The organism is Albimonas marina (assembly GCF_029223255.1).
Lineage (GTDB): Bacteria > Pseudomonadota > Alphaproteobacteria > Rhodobacterales > Rhodobacteraceae > Albimonas.
This window is the reverse complement of the sequence record NZ_JARHUC010000002.1, coordinates 723,159-739,176: the sequence shown is the minus strand read 5'-3', so window position 1 is coordinate 739,176 and position 16,018 is coordinate 723,159. Positions and strand designations below refer to the sequence as shown.

Annotated in this window: 14 protein-coding genes; 7 read left to right on the top strand and 7 right to left on the bottom strand. The window is 71.2% G+C overall.

What is annotated here, in order from left to right; translation table 11 throughout:
* Positions 1-2: 2 nt before the first annotated feature.
* The 6 genes from P2H44_RS07140 to P2H44_RS07115 all read left to right on the top strand — a co-directional run bounded on the left by P2H44_RS07140 (position 3) and on the right by P2H44_RS07115 (position 7,321).
* A complete protein-coding gene (locus P2H44_RS07140; protein ID WP_275762780.1) occupies positions 3-1,040 on the top strand; it encodes a branched-chain amino acid ABC transporter permease in 1,038 nt (345 codons plus the stop codon).
* A gap of 312 nt (positions 1,041-1,352) precedes the next feature.
* Entirely contained in the window at positions 1,353-2,546 is a 1,194-nt protein-coding gene (locus tag P2H44_RS07135) for an ABC transporter substrate-binding protein (protein WP_275762779.1), read from the top strand.
* 213 nt (positions 2,547-2,759) lie between these two features.
* A complete protein-coding gene (locus P2H44_RS07130; RefSeq protein ID WP_275762778.1) occupies positions 2,760-3,944 on the top strand; it encodes an ABC transporter substrate-binding protein in 1,185 nt (394 codons plus the stop codon).
* Between the two features lie 232 nt (positions 3,945-4,176).
* Positions 4,177-5,370 carry an ABC transporter substrate-binding protein gene (locus tag P2H44_RS07125; protein WP_275762777.1) on the top strand — a complete coding sequence of 398 codons (1,194 nt, stop codon included), beginning with the start codon at positions 4,177-4,179 and terminating at the stop codon, positions 5,368-5,370.
* 181 nt (positions 5,371-5,551) lie between these two features.
* Entirely contained in the window at positions 5,552-6,520 is a 969-nt protein-coding gene (locus P2H44_RS07120) for a diacylglycerol/lipid kinase family protein (RefSeq protein ID WP_275762776.1), read from the top strand.
* Positions 6,521-6,529: 9 nt separating this feature from the next.
* Complete coding sequence (locus tag P2H44_RS07115; RefSeq protein ID WP_275762775.1) at positions 6,530-7,321, top strand: metallophosphoesterase family protein; 792 nt, start codon at positions 6,530-6,532, stop codon at positions 7,319-7,321.
* Positions 7,322-7,744: 423 nt separating this feature from the next.
* On the opposite strand, the gene P2H44_RS07110 is transcribed toward P2H44_RS07115, so the two are convergent.
* The 4 genes from P2H44_RS07110 to ectA form a co-directional block, all read right to left on the bottom strand.
* Positions 7,745-9,244 (bottom strand): aspartate kinase, encoded by a 1,500-nt coding sequence (locus P2H44_RS07110; protein WP_275762774.1) that lies wholly within the window; start codon positions 9,242-9,244, stop codon positions 7,745-7,747.
* A 104-nt stretch (positions 9,245-9,348) separates the two neighbouring features.
* A complete protein-coding gene (locus P2H44_RS07105; RefSeq protein ID WP_275762773.1) occupies positions 9,349-9,747 on the bottom strand; it encodes an ectoine synthase in 399 nt (132 codons plus the stop codon).
* Between the two features lie 14 nt (positions 9,748-9,761).
* Complete coding sequence (gene ectB, locus P2H44_RS07100) at positions 9,762-11,060, bottom strand: diaminobutyrate--2-oxoglutarate transaminase (RefSeq protein WP_275762772.1); 1,299 nt, start codon at positions 11,058-11,060, stop codon at positions 9,762-9,764.
* 98 nt (positions 11,061-11,158) lie between these two features.
* On the bottom strand, positions 11,159-11,686 hold the full coding sequence (gene ectA / locus P2H44_RS07095; RefSeq protein WP_275762770.1) for a diaminobutyrate acetyltransferase: 528 nt from the start codon (positions 11,684-11,686) through the stop codon (positions 11,159-11,161).
* A gap of 332 nt (positions 11,687-12,018) precedes the next feature.
* Here ectA and P2H44_RS07090 point away from each other — a divergent pair, with 332 nt between their 5' ends.
* On the top strand, positions 12,019-12,540 hold the full coding sequence (locus tag P2H44_RS07090; RefSeq protein WP_275762769.1) for a MarR family winged helix-turn-helix transcriptional regulator: 522 nt from the start codon (positions 12,019-12,021) through the stop codon (positions 12,538-12,540).
* 37 nt (positions 12,541-12,577) lie between these two features.
* Here the strand turns inward: P2H44_RS07090 and P2H44_RS07085 are convergent, their stop codons facing one another.
* Genes P2H44_RS07085 through P2H44_RS07075 form a run of 3 tightly spaced genes read right to left on the bottom strand, consistent with a single transcriptional unit; the run spans position 12,578 to position 15,961 of the window.
* Entirely contained in the window at positions 12,578-12,967 is a 390-nt protein-coding gene (locus P2H44_RS07085) for a hypothetical protein (RefSeq protein ID WP_275762768.1), read from the bottom strand.
* Positions 12,964-15,429, bottom strand: a complete 2,466-nt coding sequence (locus P2H44_RS07080; protein ID WP_275762767.1) for a hybrid sensor histidine kinase/response regulator — start codon at positions 15,427-15,429, stop codon at positions 12,964-12,966. The genes P2H44_RS07085 and P2H44_RS07080 overlap by 4 nt, the downstream gene beginning before the upstream one ends.
* The gene (locus P2H44_RS07075) at positions 15,404-15,961 is read right to left on the bottom strand and encodes a putative pterin-binding protein (RefSeq protein WP_275762766.1); all 558 of its coding nucleotides are present in this window, start codon (positions 15,959-15,961) and stop codon (positions 15,404-15,406) included. Before P2H44_RS07075 ends, P2H44_RS07080 begins: the two co-directional genes overlap by 26 nt.
* Positions 15,962-16,018 lie beyond the last annotated feature (57 nt).

Below are 16,018 nucleotides of genomic sequence, written 5' to 3'. Positions count from 1 at the left end.
CGATGAGCGACGAAACCATGACCAGCGGCGCCGCCGCGCCGGCCAAGGCGGCCCCCGCCCCCAAGGGGCGGGCCGCCGCGGCGGGCGGGACCTCGAAGATCGGCCAGATCACCTTCGTGGTCCTGCTGCTCGGGGCCCTGGCGCTGCCCTTCCTGTTCAAGAACTTCACCATCTTCCAGATGACGATGCTGATGGTCTACGCCATCGCCATCCTGGGCCTGAACCTGCTGACCGGCATCAACGGCCAGTTCTCGCTGGGCCACGGCGCCTTCTACGCGGTCGGCGCCTACACGGCGGCGATCATGATGGAGAACCTCGGCATCGGCTACGTCTGGACCCTGCCGGTGGCGGGCATCCTGTGCTTCGTGGTCGGGTTCCTGTTCGGCCTGCCGGCGCTGAGGCTCGAGGGCATCTATCTCGCCCTGGCCACCTTCGCGCTGGCGGTGGCGACGCCCCAGTTCCTGAAGCTGACCCCGTTCGAGCACTGGACGGGCGGCGTGCAGGGCATCGTCATCATCAAGCCCGACGCGCCCTTCGGCCTCGACGCGGTGCTCAACGCCGACCAGTGGCTCTACTACTTCACCCTGGCGGTGGGGCTGTTCCTCTACTGGCTGGCGCGCAACCTGGTGCGCTCGCGCACCGGCCGGGCGCTGATGGCGATCCGCGACAACCCGATCGCGGCGCGCTCGATGGGGGTGAACACCTCGGTCTACAAGGCGACCGCCTTCGGGATCTCGGCCATGTTCACCGGCATCGCGGGGTGCCTGGGCGCCATCGTCATCCAGTTCGTGGCGCCCGATAGCTTCACCTTCGCGCTGTCGGTCACGATCCTGGTGGGCCTGGTGATCGGGGGCGTGGGCTGGCTGCCCGGCGCCCTGCTGGGCGCGGCCTTCATCATCTTCATCCCCAACGTGGCGGAGGAGATCTCGAAGGGCCTGGCCGGCGCGTTCTACGGCTTCTTCCTGATCGCGGTGATCTACCTGGCGCCCCAGGGCGCGGGCGGTCTGCTGCGCGGGCTGGTGGCCAAGCTCGGCCGCTGAGGCCGACCCGATCCCGGAGCGCGGCGCGGGCCTGACCCCCGCCGCGCTCCCCGAGGGACCGACGCCGGCGGATGGCCGGCCCGGACCACGAGCGCCAGGGGCCCCCGGGCCCGGACGCGCGACGCTGAGGCCGGCGCAGGCGGGAGAGACCTGCGGCCCGGCCCGGGGCGAAGCGGAGCGGCTCCGACGAAGAAGAGCCGCGCAGCACAGGGAGCGCCCCTTCCCGGCCCGCCGACCCCGGCGGACCCAACCGGCCTCGACAGAAAGGCCGTCGTCGACCCAAAGCCCCCCATTTAGGGAGACCCGTTCTAGATGTTTACGCGACGTTCCATGATGATGGCGGCCGCTTCGGCCTTCGTCCTGTCGGCCGCGGGCCCTGCCGCCGCCGAGGATGCCATCAAGATCGGCAACACCATGCCCTACTCCGGCCCGGCCTCGGCCTACGGCCAGATCGGCAAGACGATCGAAGCCTATTTCAACAAGCTGAACGCGGACGGCGGCGTCGAAGGCCGCAAGATCGAGTTCATTTCCTACGACGACGCCTACTCGCCCCCCAAGGCGGTCGAGCAGGTGCGTCGCCTGATCGAGCAGGACGAGGTGGACATCCTGTTCCAGAACCTCGGCACGCCCTCGAACACGGCGATCCAGAAGTACGTGAACGCCAAGAAGGTGCCCCACCTGTTCCTCGCCACCGGCGCGGCCAAGTGGAACATGCCCGACAAGTTCCCGATGACCACCGGCTGGCAGCCCAGCTACCAGACCGAGGGCTCGATCTACGCCAAGTACATCGAGGAGAACGTCGAGAACCCGAAGATCGCGATCCTCTACCAGAACGACGACTTCGGCAAAGACTACGTGATCGGCCTCAAGGAGCAGCTCGGCGAGCGCGCCGACCAGCTGATCGTGGCCGAGGCCCCCTACGAGGTCGCCCAGCCCACCGTCGACTCCGAGGTGCTGTCGCTGAAGGCCTCGGGCGCCAACGTCTTCTTCATCGTCGCGACCCCCAAGTTCGCGGCGCAGGCGATCAAGAAGAGCCATGAGATCGGCTGGGAGGCGGAGCGCTTTCTGTCGAACGTCTCGGTCTCGGTGGGCGCGGTGCTCAAGCCCGCGGGCTTCGAGGCCTCGAAGGGCGTGATCTCGGCCGCCTACCTCAAGGAGGCGACGGACCCGCAGTGGGCCGACGACCCCGCGATGAAGGAGTGGCGCGCGTTCATGGACGAGTGGTACCCCGACGGGGACCAGGCGTCCTCCTTCACGGTGTTCGGCTACGGCGTGGCCAAGACCATGGAGCACGTGCTGCAGGCGGCGGGCCCCGACGCGGACGCGCAGGCGATCCTGAAGGCCGCCACCTCGATGGATCACGTCGAGAACCCGATGCTGCTGCCCGGCATCACCATGACCACCGGCCCGAACGACTTCGCCCCGATCGAGGCGATGCAGCTCCAGCGCTTCAACGGCGAGACCTGGGAGCTGTTCGGGGACATCATCCACGCCGAGTCCTCCTGACCCGGCGGCGCCGAGGGCGCGGGCGCACGCGGCGACAAGACCGCGGCCCCGCGCAAGGCGCGCACAAGATCCCGCCCCCTCGACAGGGGGGCGGGGCGACAAGGGGCCCGGCCCGCTCGCGCCGGTCCGGGCTTCCAGACGTCCTGGGGAAGAAAAGATAAGGTTCGCTTACCCTAAGGTTTACGTAACGAAAAGCGCGAAGGGAGGTTCCGAATGTTCGGACGCAAGACTTGGATGGCGGCCGCAGCGGCGGCGGCGATGATCGCCGGCCCGGCGATCGCGGAAGACACGATCAAGGTCGGCAACACGATGCCGTATTCGGGCCCGGCCTCGGCCTACGGCACTATCGGCAAGACGATCGAAGCCTACATCAACAAGGTGAACGCCGAGGGCGGCGTGGCGGGCCGCAAGATCGAGTGGATCAGCTACGACGACGCCTATTCCCCGCCCAAGACGGTGGAGCAGGTCCGCCGCCTGGTCGAGCAGGACGAGGTCGACATCCTGTTCGCCACGCTCGGCACGCCCACCAACACGGCGATCCACAAGTACGTGAACGCCAAGAAGGTGCCGCACCTGTTCGTCTCCACCGGCGCGTCCAAGTGGAACGACCCCGAGAATTTCCCGATGACCACCGGCTGGCAGCCCAACTACCCGACCGAGGGCGCCATCTACGCCAAGTACATCATGGACAACATCGAGGATCCGAAGATCGCGATCCTCTACCAGAACGATGACTACGGCAAAGACTACCTCCACGGCATGAAGATGGGCCTCGGCGACAAGGCCGACAGCCTGATCGTGGCCGAGACCCCCTACGAGGTCGCCCAGCCCACCGTGGACTCCGAGGTCATCTCGCTGAAGTCGACGGGCGCCAACGTGTTCTTCATCGTGGCCACGCCGAAGTTCGCCGCCCAGGCGATCAAGAAGTCCGACGAGATCGGCTGGGAGGCCACGCGCTTCCTCAACAACGTCTCGGTCTCGGTCGGCGGCGTGCTGCAGCCGGCGGGCCTCGAGGCGTCGAAGGGCCTGATCTCGGCGGGCTACATGAAGGAGTCGACCGACCCGCAGTGGAAGGACGACGAAGAGATGGCCGAGTGGCGCAAGTTCATGGACGAGTGGTATCCCGACGGCGACCAGACCTCGTCCTTCACCACCTTCGGCTACGCCATCGCGATCACCCTGGTGAACGCGCTGGAGAAGGCGGGCCCCGACGCGGGGCGCGAGGAGATCATGAAGGCGGCCACCTCGCTGGACGTCCGCGTGCCGATCCTGCTGCCGGGCATCCAGGTCAAGACCTCGCCCACCGACTTCGCGCCGATCGAGGCGATGCAGCTGATGCGCTTCAACGGCGAGAGCTGGGAGTTCTTCGGCGAGGTCATCCACGCCGAGTCGAGCTGACCTGACGACGGCCGCCGCCCCGCGCGGGCGGCGGCCGACCGCCTCTCCGTCCCCCGCCAGGGGGGCGGGGCGGCGCACGACGACCGACCCTCCGCAAGCGGGAGGGACATCGACGGGGCCCGATCCGCAACCGCGCCGGATCGGGCCCCGTGGCGTCTGGGGGACCCGAAACTAAGGGTCGCGAACCCTAAGGCGACCGACCCAACCGGCGCGGATGGGAGGAAAGACCATGATGAACAGACGCACCCTGCTGGGCGTCGCCGCCGCGGCGCTCGCCTCGGCCGGGATCTCGGGCGCGGCGCTGGCCGCCGACGACGTGATCAAGGTGGGCAACACCAACCCCTACTCCGGCCCCGCCTCGGCCTACGGCCAGATCGGGCGCACCATCGAGGCCTACATCAAGAAGGTGAACGCCGAGGGCGGCGTGAACGGCCGCCAGATCGAGTGGATCAGCTACGACGACGGCTATTCGCCCCCCAAGACGGTCGAGCAGGTCCGCCGCCTGGTCGAGCAGGACGAGGTCGACCTGCTGATGGGCACCCTGGGCACGCCCACCAACACCGCGATCCACAAGTACGTGAACGCCAAGAAGGTCCCGCACCTGTTCGTGGCGACCGGCGCGTCGAAGTGGAACGACCCCGAGAACTTCCCCTGGACCTCGGGCTGGCAGCCCAACTATCCGACCGAGGGCGCGATCTACGCGCAGTGGATCCTCGACAACATCGAGAATCCCAAGATCGCCGTGCTCTACCAGAACGACGATTACGGCAAGGACTACCTCATGGGCCTCAAGCGCGGCCTGGCCGGGCGCGAGGACGTGATCGTCGCCGAGGCGCCCTACGAGGTGGCCCAGCCGACGGTGGACTCCGAGGTCATCAACCTCAAGGCCACCGGCGCCAACGTGTTCTTCATCGTGGCCACGCCCAAGTTCGCCGCCCAGGCGATCAAGAAGTCGGTCGAGATCGGCTGGGACGCCGAGCGCTTCCTCAACAACGTCTCCATCTCCGTGGGCTCGGTGCTGGAGCCGGCGGGGCTCGAGGCGTCCAAGGGCCTGATCTCCGCGGGCTACCTGATGGAGGTCGACGATCCCCAGTGGCAGGACCACCCGGAGGTCGCCGAGTGGCGGAAGTTCATGAACGAGTGGTATCCCGACGGGGACCAGACCTCGTCGTTCACCGTCTTCGGCTACGCCTCGGCGATCACCCTGGTCGAGACGCTGAAGCGCTGCGGCGACGACCTGAGCCGGGAGAACATCGTCAAGCAGGCCTCCTCCCTGAAGGACCTGCGGGTGCCGCTGCTGCTGCCGGGCATCACCATCAACACCTCCGAGACCGACCGCGCGCCCATCGAGGCGATGCAGCTGATGCGCTTCAACGGCGAGAGCTGGGAGCGCTTCGGCGAGGTGGTGCACGCCGAGTCCTCGTGACCTGACGCCCGCCGCCTGCCTTCGGCCCCCGGGCCGGGGGCGGGCGGGACCCGATGCCGCGGCCGCCCCCGCCCGGGGGCGGCCGTTTTCGTCCCGGCGCCCGCAAATCGCTGGATTTCGGCCTAGGCCTCGCCTGATCGAGCGTCACATTCCCCTGAGCCGAGATGCACGGAGCCCGACGATGTCCAGCGCCCACGCCCTCAGACCCGACGACCCGCCCGAGGCGGGCGGCGCGCCGCGCCGGCGCGCGGAGGAGACCTGCGTCATCCTCAACGCCGGCTCGGGACGCAAGCGGGCCGAGGAGCTCGCCGCCACGCTCGAGCGGGAGTTCGCCCGCTACGGCCTGCCGGCCCGCCTGAGGCTGATCCGCAAGGGCCGCGACCTGGAGCCCGCCGCGCGCGAGGCCGCCGACGAGGGCTTCGGCACCGTCGTCGCCGGCGGCGGCGACGGCACCATCAACGCGGTCGCCGGCGCCATCGCGGGCACCGGCGCGCGGCTGGGGGTGATCCCGCTGGGCACCTTCAACTACGTCGCCCGCAGCCTCGGCCTGCCCGAGACGCCGGAGGAGGCGGTGGGCGTGCTCGCCAACGGCGCCCCCCGGCCGCTGCCGCTGGGCGAGGTCAACGGGCGGGTGTTCCTCAACAACGCCTCGCTCGGCGCCTACGCCAAGATCCTGGAGACGCGCGAAAGCGTCTATCGCCGCTGGGGCCGCTCCCGCGTCGCGGCGCACTGGTCGGTGATCACCGCGCTGGCCGAGTTCCGCGCGCCGCTCGACGCCAAGGTGACCGTGGACGGGGATGTGCACCGGGTGCGCACGCCGCTCGCCTTCGTCGCCAACAACGCCTTCCAGCTCGAGGAGTTCGACTTCCACGAGGCGGCCGAGCGGGTGCGCGGCGGCGAGTTCGCCCTGTTCCTCGCCCCCGACCGCGAGGCCTTCGACCTGATCCGCTTCGCCGCCGCCCTGGGGCTGAAGGCCCTGAAGCCGGGGCGGGACTTCGAGATGCTCTACGGCAAGGACATCGAGGTCGCCACGCGCCGCAGCCGCCGGCTGGTCGCGCGCGACGGGGAGCGCGAGAAGATGCAGGCCCCCTTCCGTTTCCTGCGTCTGGACGACAAGCTGGAGGTGATCGCTCCGGCCGAGGGGACCTGACCGCCCGACATGCTCAGACTGGCCCATCTCTCCGACCTGCACTTCGGCAGGGTCCCCCCCCATGTCGCCGATCGCCTGCTGGAGGCGGTGACCCGCCTCGCGCCCGACGTGACGGTGATCACCGGCGATCTCACCCAGCGCTCCCGCTCCAGCCAGTGGCGCATGGCGCGCGCCTTCGTCGAGAAGCTGCCCGGCCCGGTGCTGTGCGTGCCCGGCAACCATGACGCGCCGCTGGAAAACGTGGCCCGCCGGCTGCTGAGCCCCTGGCGCCGCTACCGGCGCTACATCGCGCTGGACGTGGCGCCGACGCTGCGGATGGGCGGCGTGCGGGTGGTGGGCGCCAACAGCGCCAGCCGGGTGGAATGGCAGCGCGGCCGGCTCGATCCCGGCGACATGGCGCGCGCCTGCAAGGCGCTGGCCGAACCCCCGCGGGAGGACCTGACGGTCCTGGCCCTGCACCATCCGCTCGAACAGCTCCCCGACGATCCCAAGGCGCCGCTGCGCGACGCCGAGGACCATGCGATCCGCCTCGCCGAGGCGGGGGCGCAGGTGGTCCTGTGCGGGCACATGCACCGCTGGCGGGCGATGCCGATCCTCAACGGGCGGATGCTGCAGATCCAGGCGGGCACCTCGCTCAGCTCTCGCCTGCGGGGGGAGGAGAACGACTTCAACCTCCTGCGCCTCGCCCGCGACCGGGTGGAGATCGAGCGCCACGCCGTCACCGTCGAGGGCGAGGCCTTCGAGCGCTACGCCGAGACCGCCTTCCAGCGTCGCGACGGGATCTGGTCCGAGGCCGACTGAGGCCCTGCGGGGCCGGCGGAGCGGCGCTCGCGCGCCCTTCGGGCCGCGCCTCGCCCGCCCGCCGACCCCGTCGCCGAGACGCGCGCCGGCCTGGGACCGCTCCGCTGCAAGCGCCGGGCGGCGATGCGCCGGCGAGGATCCGGCTTTCCTCTTCAGCAAGTAGACGACCTTCGCAGCATCGTGGCGGGCGGGGCGGGAGGGTCATCGCATGGCCACCGCCTTCGGAGATCGGGTTGCGCCGCGCAGGCGGCGGTCAACTCGGCACATGTGGCGCGGGGCAGGGTGGGCGGCCGGCGCGTTCGCCATCGCTTTCGTGCAGCGAGCGCGCGCCGCCTGCCGGCACGAAGAAGCCGCCCGCGGGGGCGGGCGGCTCGTCGATGTCTCTCAAGCGGTCGTCGCCGCGGCGCGGACCGACCTTGCGCCTCAGGCGGCGCGGAGGTTGGCGGAGGCCGCGGTCTCCAGCGGCTCGGCGTCGAGCTCGGGCTTCGCCGTCGCCTCGGCGGTCGAGACCAGCTCCGAGTGCAGCGCGCGCACCGCGTCGTCGGCCTGCTCGGCCGGGACCAGCCACTGCACGTCGACCGCGCGGCCGTTGTCCTGCAGGGCCAGCACCTTGACCGCGGCGTCCTCCAGGGCCTGCAGGCCGCGGCGGGCGACCGAGAGCCCCTCGAGGTTGCGCCCGATCGCGGAGACCAGCGCCATCTTGCGGGCCCGCACGCGGGCGCCGGGGCAGGTCTCGGCCAGGTCCGCCTCGACGCGCTTCACCAGCTTCAGCGAGGCGTCCACGTAATGCGTGATCGTGTTGGCGTTCGAGCTCTTGGACACGATCCGCACCTTGTGGCGGGTCAGGCTCTCGAGGATGCGGGCGTCGTAGCCCTTCACCCCGACCATGTCCTGCTCGAACACCTCCAGCGCCAGCACGGGCAGGCCGGTGACCATCTCGACCCGGGTCTCGCCGCCGTACTCGGCGTCGATCAGGGTGCCGGGGTCCTCCGGCTCGAAGGCGTTGGTCACGCGCAGCGGAATGCCGGCCTGGCGCAGGGTCTTGGCGGCGCGGGGATGGATCGCCTCCATCCCGAGGTTGGAGAGCTGGTCGGCCACGTCGTAATTCGTGCGGCCCAGCTTCCTCACCTGGTCCTCGCCCACGACCTTGGGGTCGGCGGACGACAGGTGGAACTCCTTGTGCACGATCGCCTCGCGCGCGCGGGTGCGCGCGGCGATGCGGGAGAAGGTGACCTCGGAATAGCCGCGGTCGAACTCGCGCATCAGGCCCTCGCGGCACTGGGCGTAGCCGGTGACGATCGGCAGCTCGCGGGCGAGGTCGATGTCCTCGAAGCCGAGGTCGATGCGCGCGTCCAGCGAGGGATGCGTCTCGTCGCGCCAGCCGGTCAGGTCGACGAAGCGGGCGTTGACCCCGTGGCGGCGCAGGAGCGTGGCGGTGACGAAGGCGGAATGCGCCTCGCCCAGGCCCGACAGCAGCTCGCGCACCGTCAGCAGGTGGGTGTCGAGCTGGAAGTGCCCGTAGGAGCACAGGCGCTGCAGGTCGATCAGGACCGAGCGCGCGCCCTCCACCCGCTCGCGCACGAAGTCGTCGGCGGCGCGCAGGTCGGCCTTGTCGTCGAGGATCTCGTGGTGGGCGTCGGTCATCGCCTTCAGCACGCGGTTCAGACCGTCGGACCAGCCGTGGTCATGGTCCGCGTTGGAGAACAGCGCATAGACGCCGGGCTCGCCCGATTTCTTGTGCTCCAGCAGCAGGTTGGTGATGCCGGCATAGGCCGACACGACGAAGACCCGGTTGTAGAGCGCGTCCTCCTCGCGGTCGCCGATGAAAAGGCCGTCCAGCAGCTCGCAGGTGCGGCTCATGGACGTGCCGCCGATCTTCTCGACGGTATGCTCGCGCAGCGGGGCGTTATCGTTGCAGGTCACGGAAGTCCCTGTTTTTTGGGGTCGCCTGGGGCGGGTCGCGCCCGCCCGGGGTGGGGCGGACGCGGTCCCTTGGATCGCGCCCCGAGGGGGGCGCGAGGGTCGCCTCAGGCGGCCGACTCTTCCTCGGCCGAGGCATAGGAGCCATCTTCGCGATGGACCTCTTTCCCGGTCACGGGCGGGTTGAAGCAGCAGGCGAAGACGCATTCGGTCTTGCAGCGCAGCGTGTGCTTGTCGTGCAGGTTCAGCGCGTACATCACGCCCGGCTTGATCTCGTGCACCTCGCCGGTGGCCAGGTCCTCGATCGAACCCTCGCCGGAGATGCAGTAGACGCTCTCGAAGTGGTTCTTGTAGTGGAACGTATGCTCCGAACCGGCCTCGATGATGGTGATGTGGAAGCTGAAGCCCATCTTGTCGTCGGCCAGCAGCAGCCGGATCGAGCGCCACTGCTCGGCGGCGGCCTCGCGCTCGGTGCCGATGGCTTTGTTCAGGTCACGAACGATCATTGCGTCGGAACTCCTTATTCGGCGGCCAGCTTCGTGGCGCCGCCCGACACGCGGGCGGCCACGGCGGCCTCGAGGATGTCGAGCCCCTGGGTCAGGGTCTCGCGTTCGATGGTCAGCGGGCAGAGCACCTTGACGACTTCGTCATGGGCGCCCGAGGTCTCGATGATCAGGCCCCGCTCGAAGCAGTCGGCGCAGATCTCGCCCGCCAGCTCGCCCGAGCCGACGTCCACGCCCTGCATCATGCCCCGGCCCTTCACGCGGGCCTCGGGGATCATGCCGGCGATGGCCGACAGGCGATGGTTCAGCATCTCGGACTTCGCCTTGATCTCGTTCGAGAAGGCGTCGTCGGCCCAGAACTTCTCCAGCGCGACCCGCGCCGTGATGAAGGCGTGGGTGTTGCCGCGGAAGGTGCCGTTGTGCTCGGCGGGCTTCCACACGTCCAGCTCCGGCTTCAGCAGCAGCGCCGCGAAGGGCAGGCCGAAGCCCGAGAGCGACTTGGCCAGCGGGATCATGTCCGGCTCGACGCCCATCTCCTCGAAGGAGAAGAACGTGCCGGTGCGCCCGCAGCCCGCCTGGATGTCGTCCAGGATCAGCAGGATGCCGTGCTTCTTGGCGAGACGGTCGAGACCGCGCAGCCACTCGGCCGACACCGCGTTCAGGCCGCCCTCGCCCTGCACCGGCTCCAGCAGGAACGCGGCCGGGTGGTCGAGGCCCGAGGACGGGTTCTCCAGCATCGCCTCGATCTGGCCGAGCGTGTCGACGCCCTCGCCGAAGGCGCCCTCGTAGGGCAGGCGGGTGACGCCCGACAGGGCCATGCCCGCGCCGTTGCGCTTGCCGGCGTTGCCGGTCGCGGCCAGGGCGCCCAGGGTCATGCCGTGGAAGCCGTTGGTGAAGGCGACGATGTTCTCGCGCCCCGTGGTCTTGCGGGCCAGCTTCATCGCGGCCTCGACCGCGTTGGTGCCGGTGGGGCCCACCATCATCACCTTGTGGTCCATGCCGCGGGGCTTGAGGATCAGGCGCTCGAACGTCTCGAGGAACGCCTGCTTGGGCCCGGTGTGGAAGTCGAGCGCGTGACCGATGCCGTCGCCGGCCAGGTGCTCGACCAGCGCCTGCTTCATGTCCGGGTCGTTGTGCCCGTAGTTCAGCGAGGAGCAGCCGGCGAGAAAGTCGATGTACTCGCGGCCCTGGGCGTCGGTCATGTGCGCGTTGCGCGCCGACACGAAGGACGTGGGGAACGAGCGGCAGTAGCTGCGCGCCTCGGACTCGCGGCGCTCATAGATGGCGAAGTCGGCCGTATGTTCGGTCGAGGTCATGGGAGAACCTCCCTTATCTGTCTATGGTCTGGTGCGGGGCCCTTCCGGAGCCCGCGCGATCGGTGAGGACGTCGCGGGCTCCGGTCGGTCTCCAGGGCTCAGGCGGCGGCGGCCGCGAGCGCCCCGAACGGGCCGATGGTGACCATGTATTCCGTGTCGTGACGGCCCTCGAAGTGGTCGTCGCGGGTGAAGTGGGGCGCGCGGCTGAGGCCCGCGTCCTGGCGGTCGGCGAAGCGGCGGAACAGCGCCCAGCTCGCGTCGTTCGACCGCGTGATGGTGGTCTTCAGACGGCGGACGTCCTTGCAGACCTCGCGGTCCAGGATCTCGTCCAGCATCTTGCCGGCCAGCCCCATGCCGCGGGCGTTCTCGGACACGGCCACCTGCCAAACGAAGAGCGTGTCGGGCTCCGCAGGCGGGATGTAGGCCGAGATCCAGCCCAGCGCCTCGCCGTCCCGCTCCGCCAGCACGCAGGTGTCGGCGAAATGATCGCACTGCAACAGGTTGCAGTAGAGCGAGTTGCGGTCGAGCGGCTCGCAGTTCCGGATCAGGTCCCACACGGCCGCGCCATCCTCGGCGGTGGGCTCGCGGAGAGTCGGAAGGTCGGTCTGGAGGGCGTCTCGGGGCATGCGTCCATCGTTTTTTGCTTCGGTTGATGGAGAACATACGTTGGACCCCAGAAATTTCAACCCCGAAGGACTTTTTACGCATCCGGGCGGCGGGTGCGGAATCGACATAGCAAAAACAGTAGCTTATGCGATTTCAGGATGCATATTTTCGCGCCAGTAAACTTCATTTCTCGAATTTATTTCGCCTCAATGGGGTGGAAATCCTTCGGCGCCTGAACGAAATTGACGGCATGGCTTTAAACGCACGATCCTTCGAATATGATGCGGCGAGAACGCTTGCCGCGGCTTCGCTGCCGCCTGCCCGAGGAACCGGCCCCACCATGCAGGACCGCGTGAAGTCTTCGCTTGTCGCGCTGCGGCGCATCCTTCGCGCGACCGAGGGCTCGGCCCGGGCGCTGGCGCGCGAGACCGGCCTGACCACGCCGCAGCTCATGGTGCTCGACCACCTCGCCGAGCGGGCGGAGGCGACGCCCAAGACCATCGCGCAGTCCGTCGGCGTGGCCCAGGCCACCGCCACGGCGCTGATCGAGAAGCTTGAGGCGCGCGGCTTCGTCCGCCGCCGTCGCGGCGAGACCGACCGCCGCCAGTTCTGGCTGTCGCTGACGCCCGAGGGGCAGGCCGCGCTCGACGCCGCCCCCGACCCGCTGCAGTCGCGCTTCGCCGAGAAGTTCGACCGGCTGGCGGACTGGGAGCAGTCGATGCTCGTCGCCTCGCTCGAACGGGTGGCCGCGCTGATGGAGGCGGCCGACGAATCCGCCGCCTCCGACGTGGCCCCGCTGCTGCACGCGGGCGAGGTCACCGAGCCCCATCACGAGGCCCGCGCCGAGCGCCGGAGCACCTCCAGCCGCAACTGAGCGCCTCCCCGCCGGGCCCGGTCCCGGCGCGGCGGCGCTAGAGCGGCGGCAGGCGCGGCGCGCCGGCCGCGTGCTGCGCGCGGAGTTCCGCCAGCGCCAGGCCGGCGGCCTGCGGGTCGCGGGCCTTCGCCGCCGCTTCCAGCGCGTTCAGCAGCCCGCCCAGCCCGGGAAAGCCCAGCAGCTGCGCGTGCCCCGCGGCCGAATGCGCGCGCCGCGCGAGGCCGACCCAGTCGTCCGCGAGCCCCGTCTCCGCCTCTGCGGGAGGCCGGTCGGGCACGGGCAGGGCGCGCGCGCCGGGCCCGGCGAGCGCCGCGATCTCGGCCCGCAGCCCCGCCACGTGGGCGCCCAGCCGGTCGGGATCCATCACCGACAGCAGGTCCGACAGGCGGTCGGGGTCGATGGCCTCCGGCATCATGGCAGCGGTCACGGCAGCGCCTCCTCCGCGTCGGGGCGGGTCTCGTGCGGGGCCTCCGCGTCCGGGCGGCCGCGATTCTCGTGCAGGATCGCGGCGATGCGCTCGGGCGCGAGGGGCTTCTTGAGGATGTGATCGATGCCCTGGGCGCGGACCTCGGCCTTCACCTCCTCGTCCGCATAGGCGGTCAGGGCCACGATCAGGCTGTCGCGCGATCCGCCCGGCGCGGCGCGCAGGGCCCGGGCCACGTCGGCGCCGGTCCCGTCGGGAAGCTGAAGGTCCAGCAGCACCAGGTCGTAGGCGCGCGCCGCGCCCGCGGCCGAGGCCGTGGCGACGCTGTCGGCATGGTCGGCCGCGAAGCCCGCCCGCGAGAGCTGGGCCAGCGTCACTTCTGAAAGCAACGGATCGTCCTCCACCAGCAGGACCGAGACGCCGCGCCCGTCCAGCGTCGCGGCCGAGGCGCGCGGACGCGGCGCGGGCCGCCGCGCCGGCTCGAGCCGGGCCGCGAACCAGAACACCGAGCCGCCGCCCGGTCGCGGGCGATGGTCGATCTCCCCGCCCATCCCCGCCAGGATCCGCCGGCAGATCGCCAGCCCCAGCCCCAGGCCGCGGGTGGCGGTGCGCCGCTCGGCCGAGGGGCTGCGCCCGGGCGCGGCGGCGGGCGGGGCGAGCAGGGGCGCGGGCGGGGACCAGGCGCCGGCCGCCCGCTCCCCCGTCCCGCGCTCGCCCGCGGGGCGGCGCGCGGCGCCCCAGTGCTGGCGGAACGGCTCGAAGATCAGGGCGCGCGCCTCGGGCGGCACGCCGGGGCCGCTGTCCTCGACCTCGACCATCAGGCGCCGGCGGCCGTCGGGCTCCGGGTCCGAGAGGAAGGCGCGCAGGGCGACATGGCCATGGCGGGTGAATTTCAGCGCGTTGGTCAGCAGGTTCTCGGCCACCTGGCGCAGCCGCACCCGGTCGGCGCGCACCCAGGCGCCGCGCAGGGCGCCCAACTCGGCCCGGAACGCCAGTCCGCGGGCCTGCGCGCGCGGCGCGGTGGCCTGGCAGACCGCCTCGAACAGGTCGTGAAGGTCGAAGTCCTGCGGCCGCCCCTCCAGCGTGCCGCCGCTGACGGCGGCGAATTCGAAGACGTCCTCGGACATCGTGGCGATCACCTCGGCCGCCTGGGTGGCGTTCGAGAGATGCTTGCGCAGCCCGGTCTCGTCCTTGTCCTCGTCCTCCGCCGGGGCGCCCTCGGCCGAGGCCTCCGCCGCGAGGTCGAGCGCGCCGACGAGGGCGGCGATGGGGGTGCGCAGCTCGTGCCCGATCACCGCCAGCATCTCCGAGCGTTCGGCCGACAGCGCCTCGGCCTTGTCGCGGGCGGCGACGAGGTCGGTCACGTCGGCGACCGTGATCACGTAGCCGCCCCCCGTCGGCCGCCCGCTTTCCACCAGCAGCTTGCGCCCGTCCGCGCGCACCTGCAGGCGCCGGTCGCGGAAGCGGCCCAGCGTCGAGGCGGCGGGCACCGGCGCGTAGGGCGCGGCCTCGGCCGCGATCCAGGCCTCGGGGTCGGCCCGCGCCTCGGGCGCGTGGGGGGCGACGGCGGCGAAATGCTCGCGCGCGGTGCGTCCCGCGGCCCAGGGAATGCCCGCGACCGCGTGCAGGGCGCGGAACTCGTCGTTGCAGGTCGCCAGGCGCCCGGTCTCGTCGAAGAAGGCGATGGCGTTGGACGAGGCGCCCAGCGCCGCGTCGAACTGCGCCCGCGCCGCCAGCAGCCGCCGCGCGAGGCGGAGGACGAAGCGCAGCGCCAGCGCGGCGGCCAGGCCCGTGCCCAGCGCCAGCGCGGCGAAGCGGATCTGCTGGCGGCGCTGACGCTCGCGCAGCTCCCCCAGCGCCTGGAACAGCTGCGGGCGCAGGCGCAGCTCGTCGTCGTAGACGGCGCGGCCCATGCGGCGCAGCGGCTCGACCCAGGCGTGGACGAAGTCCACCATCGCGCCCAGCGCGGCCTCGGTCGAGGGATAGGGATCGGCGGGCGGCGGCGCCCCGGGGGCGAGGCCCAGCCGCGCGTCCAGCGTGCGCAGCGCCTCGATCATCGCGTCGAGATGGGTGATGTGCGCCGCCCCGTCGCGGGCGACCCGGGCGCGGGAGGTGAAGCTCTCGGTCGTCAGCAGGTCCAGCCGGCTCCACATGATGTCGTATTGCAGCGCGACGTCGTCGGGGATCGCCGGCGCGCCCGGCACGGCGACGGGCGGCGACGCGCCGTCCCGGTCCTGCCGGGCGACGAAGTCGGACAGGCGCAGCATCTCGATCTCCGCCTGGTGGGCCAGCCAGGAGACCGCGCCCTCGACGATGGCGGCGCGGCTCTCCTCCAGCTCCCGCGTGGCGCGGAAATCGACGCTGGCCTGCCAGACCATGACCCCGAAGATCGCGACGGCGGCCGTCGCGATCGAGGCCGGCAGGACATCCAGCCAGCGCCTAGCGCGGGCCGAATTCGATCGCATTGACCTGCCAGATCCACATGTGGGTGTTGTCGGTGGCGGCGAGCTCGGGGCGCGCCTCCGACGGGAACACCAGCCAGATCGGACCCTTGTCGCGCACCGACATGGTGCGCCCGTCCATCTTCAGCGCCAGCACCCCGCCGTCGCGGATCACCTGCGCCGCGTCGAGCGTGATCTGGTAGGCGTTCAGCGCGATCAGGGCGACGGGCCCCTCGCTCACGCCCACGCGGGCGGCGAGGTCGGCGAAGGGCACGCCCTCGAACACCACCACGCCCTCGGTCCACGGCGTCACCGCGCGCACCTCCTGCTGGGGCATGGCGGCGAGGTCGGACATGGCGATGGACTGCACCTGCGCCTCGCGCCCCGCGGGGCGCACGGTGACGCTGAGGTCCAGCGAGGAGGCCGCGGCCGGCGGCGAGGCCAGGGCGGCGACGGCGGCGACGGCGATCACGCCGGCGGGCGCCGCGACGAGCGTCGCCCAGGCGGCGAGCCGGGCGGCGGCGGCGGAGAGGAGGGCGGGCAGGGGACCTGTCATCGGCGAGGGCTCCGGGGCTCGACAGCGGACGCGGGGTCGCGGACGGCCCGCCCCGCG

Excerpts from the sequence above, each read along its gene's own strand:
- P2H44_RS07140 (WP_275762780.1), top strand. The coding sequence starts at position 3 with ATGAGCGACGAAACCATGACCAGCGGCGCCGCCGCGCCGGCCAAGGCG.
- P2H44_RS07135 (WP_275762779.1), top strand. The coding sequence starts at position 1,353 with ATGTTTACGCGACGTTCCATGATGATGGCGGCCGCTTCGGCCTTCGTC.
- P2H44_RS07130 (WP_275762778.1), top strand. The coding sequence starts at position 2,760 with ATGTTCGGACGCAAGACTTGGATGGCGGCCGCAGCGGCGGCGGCGATG.
- P2H44_RS07125 (WP_275762777.1), top strand. The coding sequence starts at position 4,177 with ATGAACAGACGCACCCTGCTGGGCGTCGCCGCCGCGGCGCTCGCCTCG.
- P2H44_RS07120 (WP_275762776.1), top strand. The coding sequence starts at position 5,552 with ATGTCCAGCGCCCACGCCCTCAGACCCGACGACCCGCCCGAGGCGGGC.
- P2H44_RS07115 (WP_275762775.1), top strand. The coding sequence starts at position 6,530 with ATGCTCAGACTGGCCCATCTCTCCGACCTGCACTTCGGCAGGGTCCCC.
- P2H44_RS07105 (WP_275762773.1), bottom strand. The coding sequence starts at position 9,747 with ATGATCGTTCGTGACCTGAACAAAGCCATCGGCACCGAGCGCGAGGCC.
- ectB (WP_275762772.1), bottom strand. The coding sequence starts at position 11,060 with ATGACCTCGACCGAACATACGGCCGACTTCGCCATCTATGAGCGCCGC.
- ectA (WP_275762770.1), bottom strand. The coding sequence starts at position 11,686 with ATGCCCCGAGACGCCCTCCAGACCGACCTTCCGACTCTCCGCGAGCCC.
- P2H44_RS07080 (WP_275762767.1), bottom strand. The coding sequence starts at position 15,429 with ATGCGATCGAATTCGGCCCGCGCTAGGCGCTGGCTGGATGTCCTGCCG.
- P2H44_RS07075 (WP_275762766.1), bottom strand. The coding sequence starts at position 15,961 with ATGACAGGTCCCCTGCCCGCCCTCCTCTCCGCCGCCGCCGCCCGGCTC.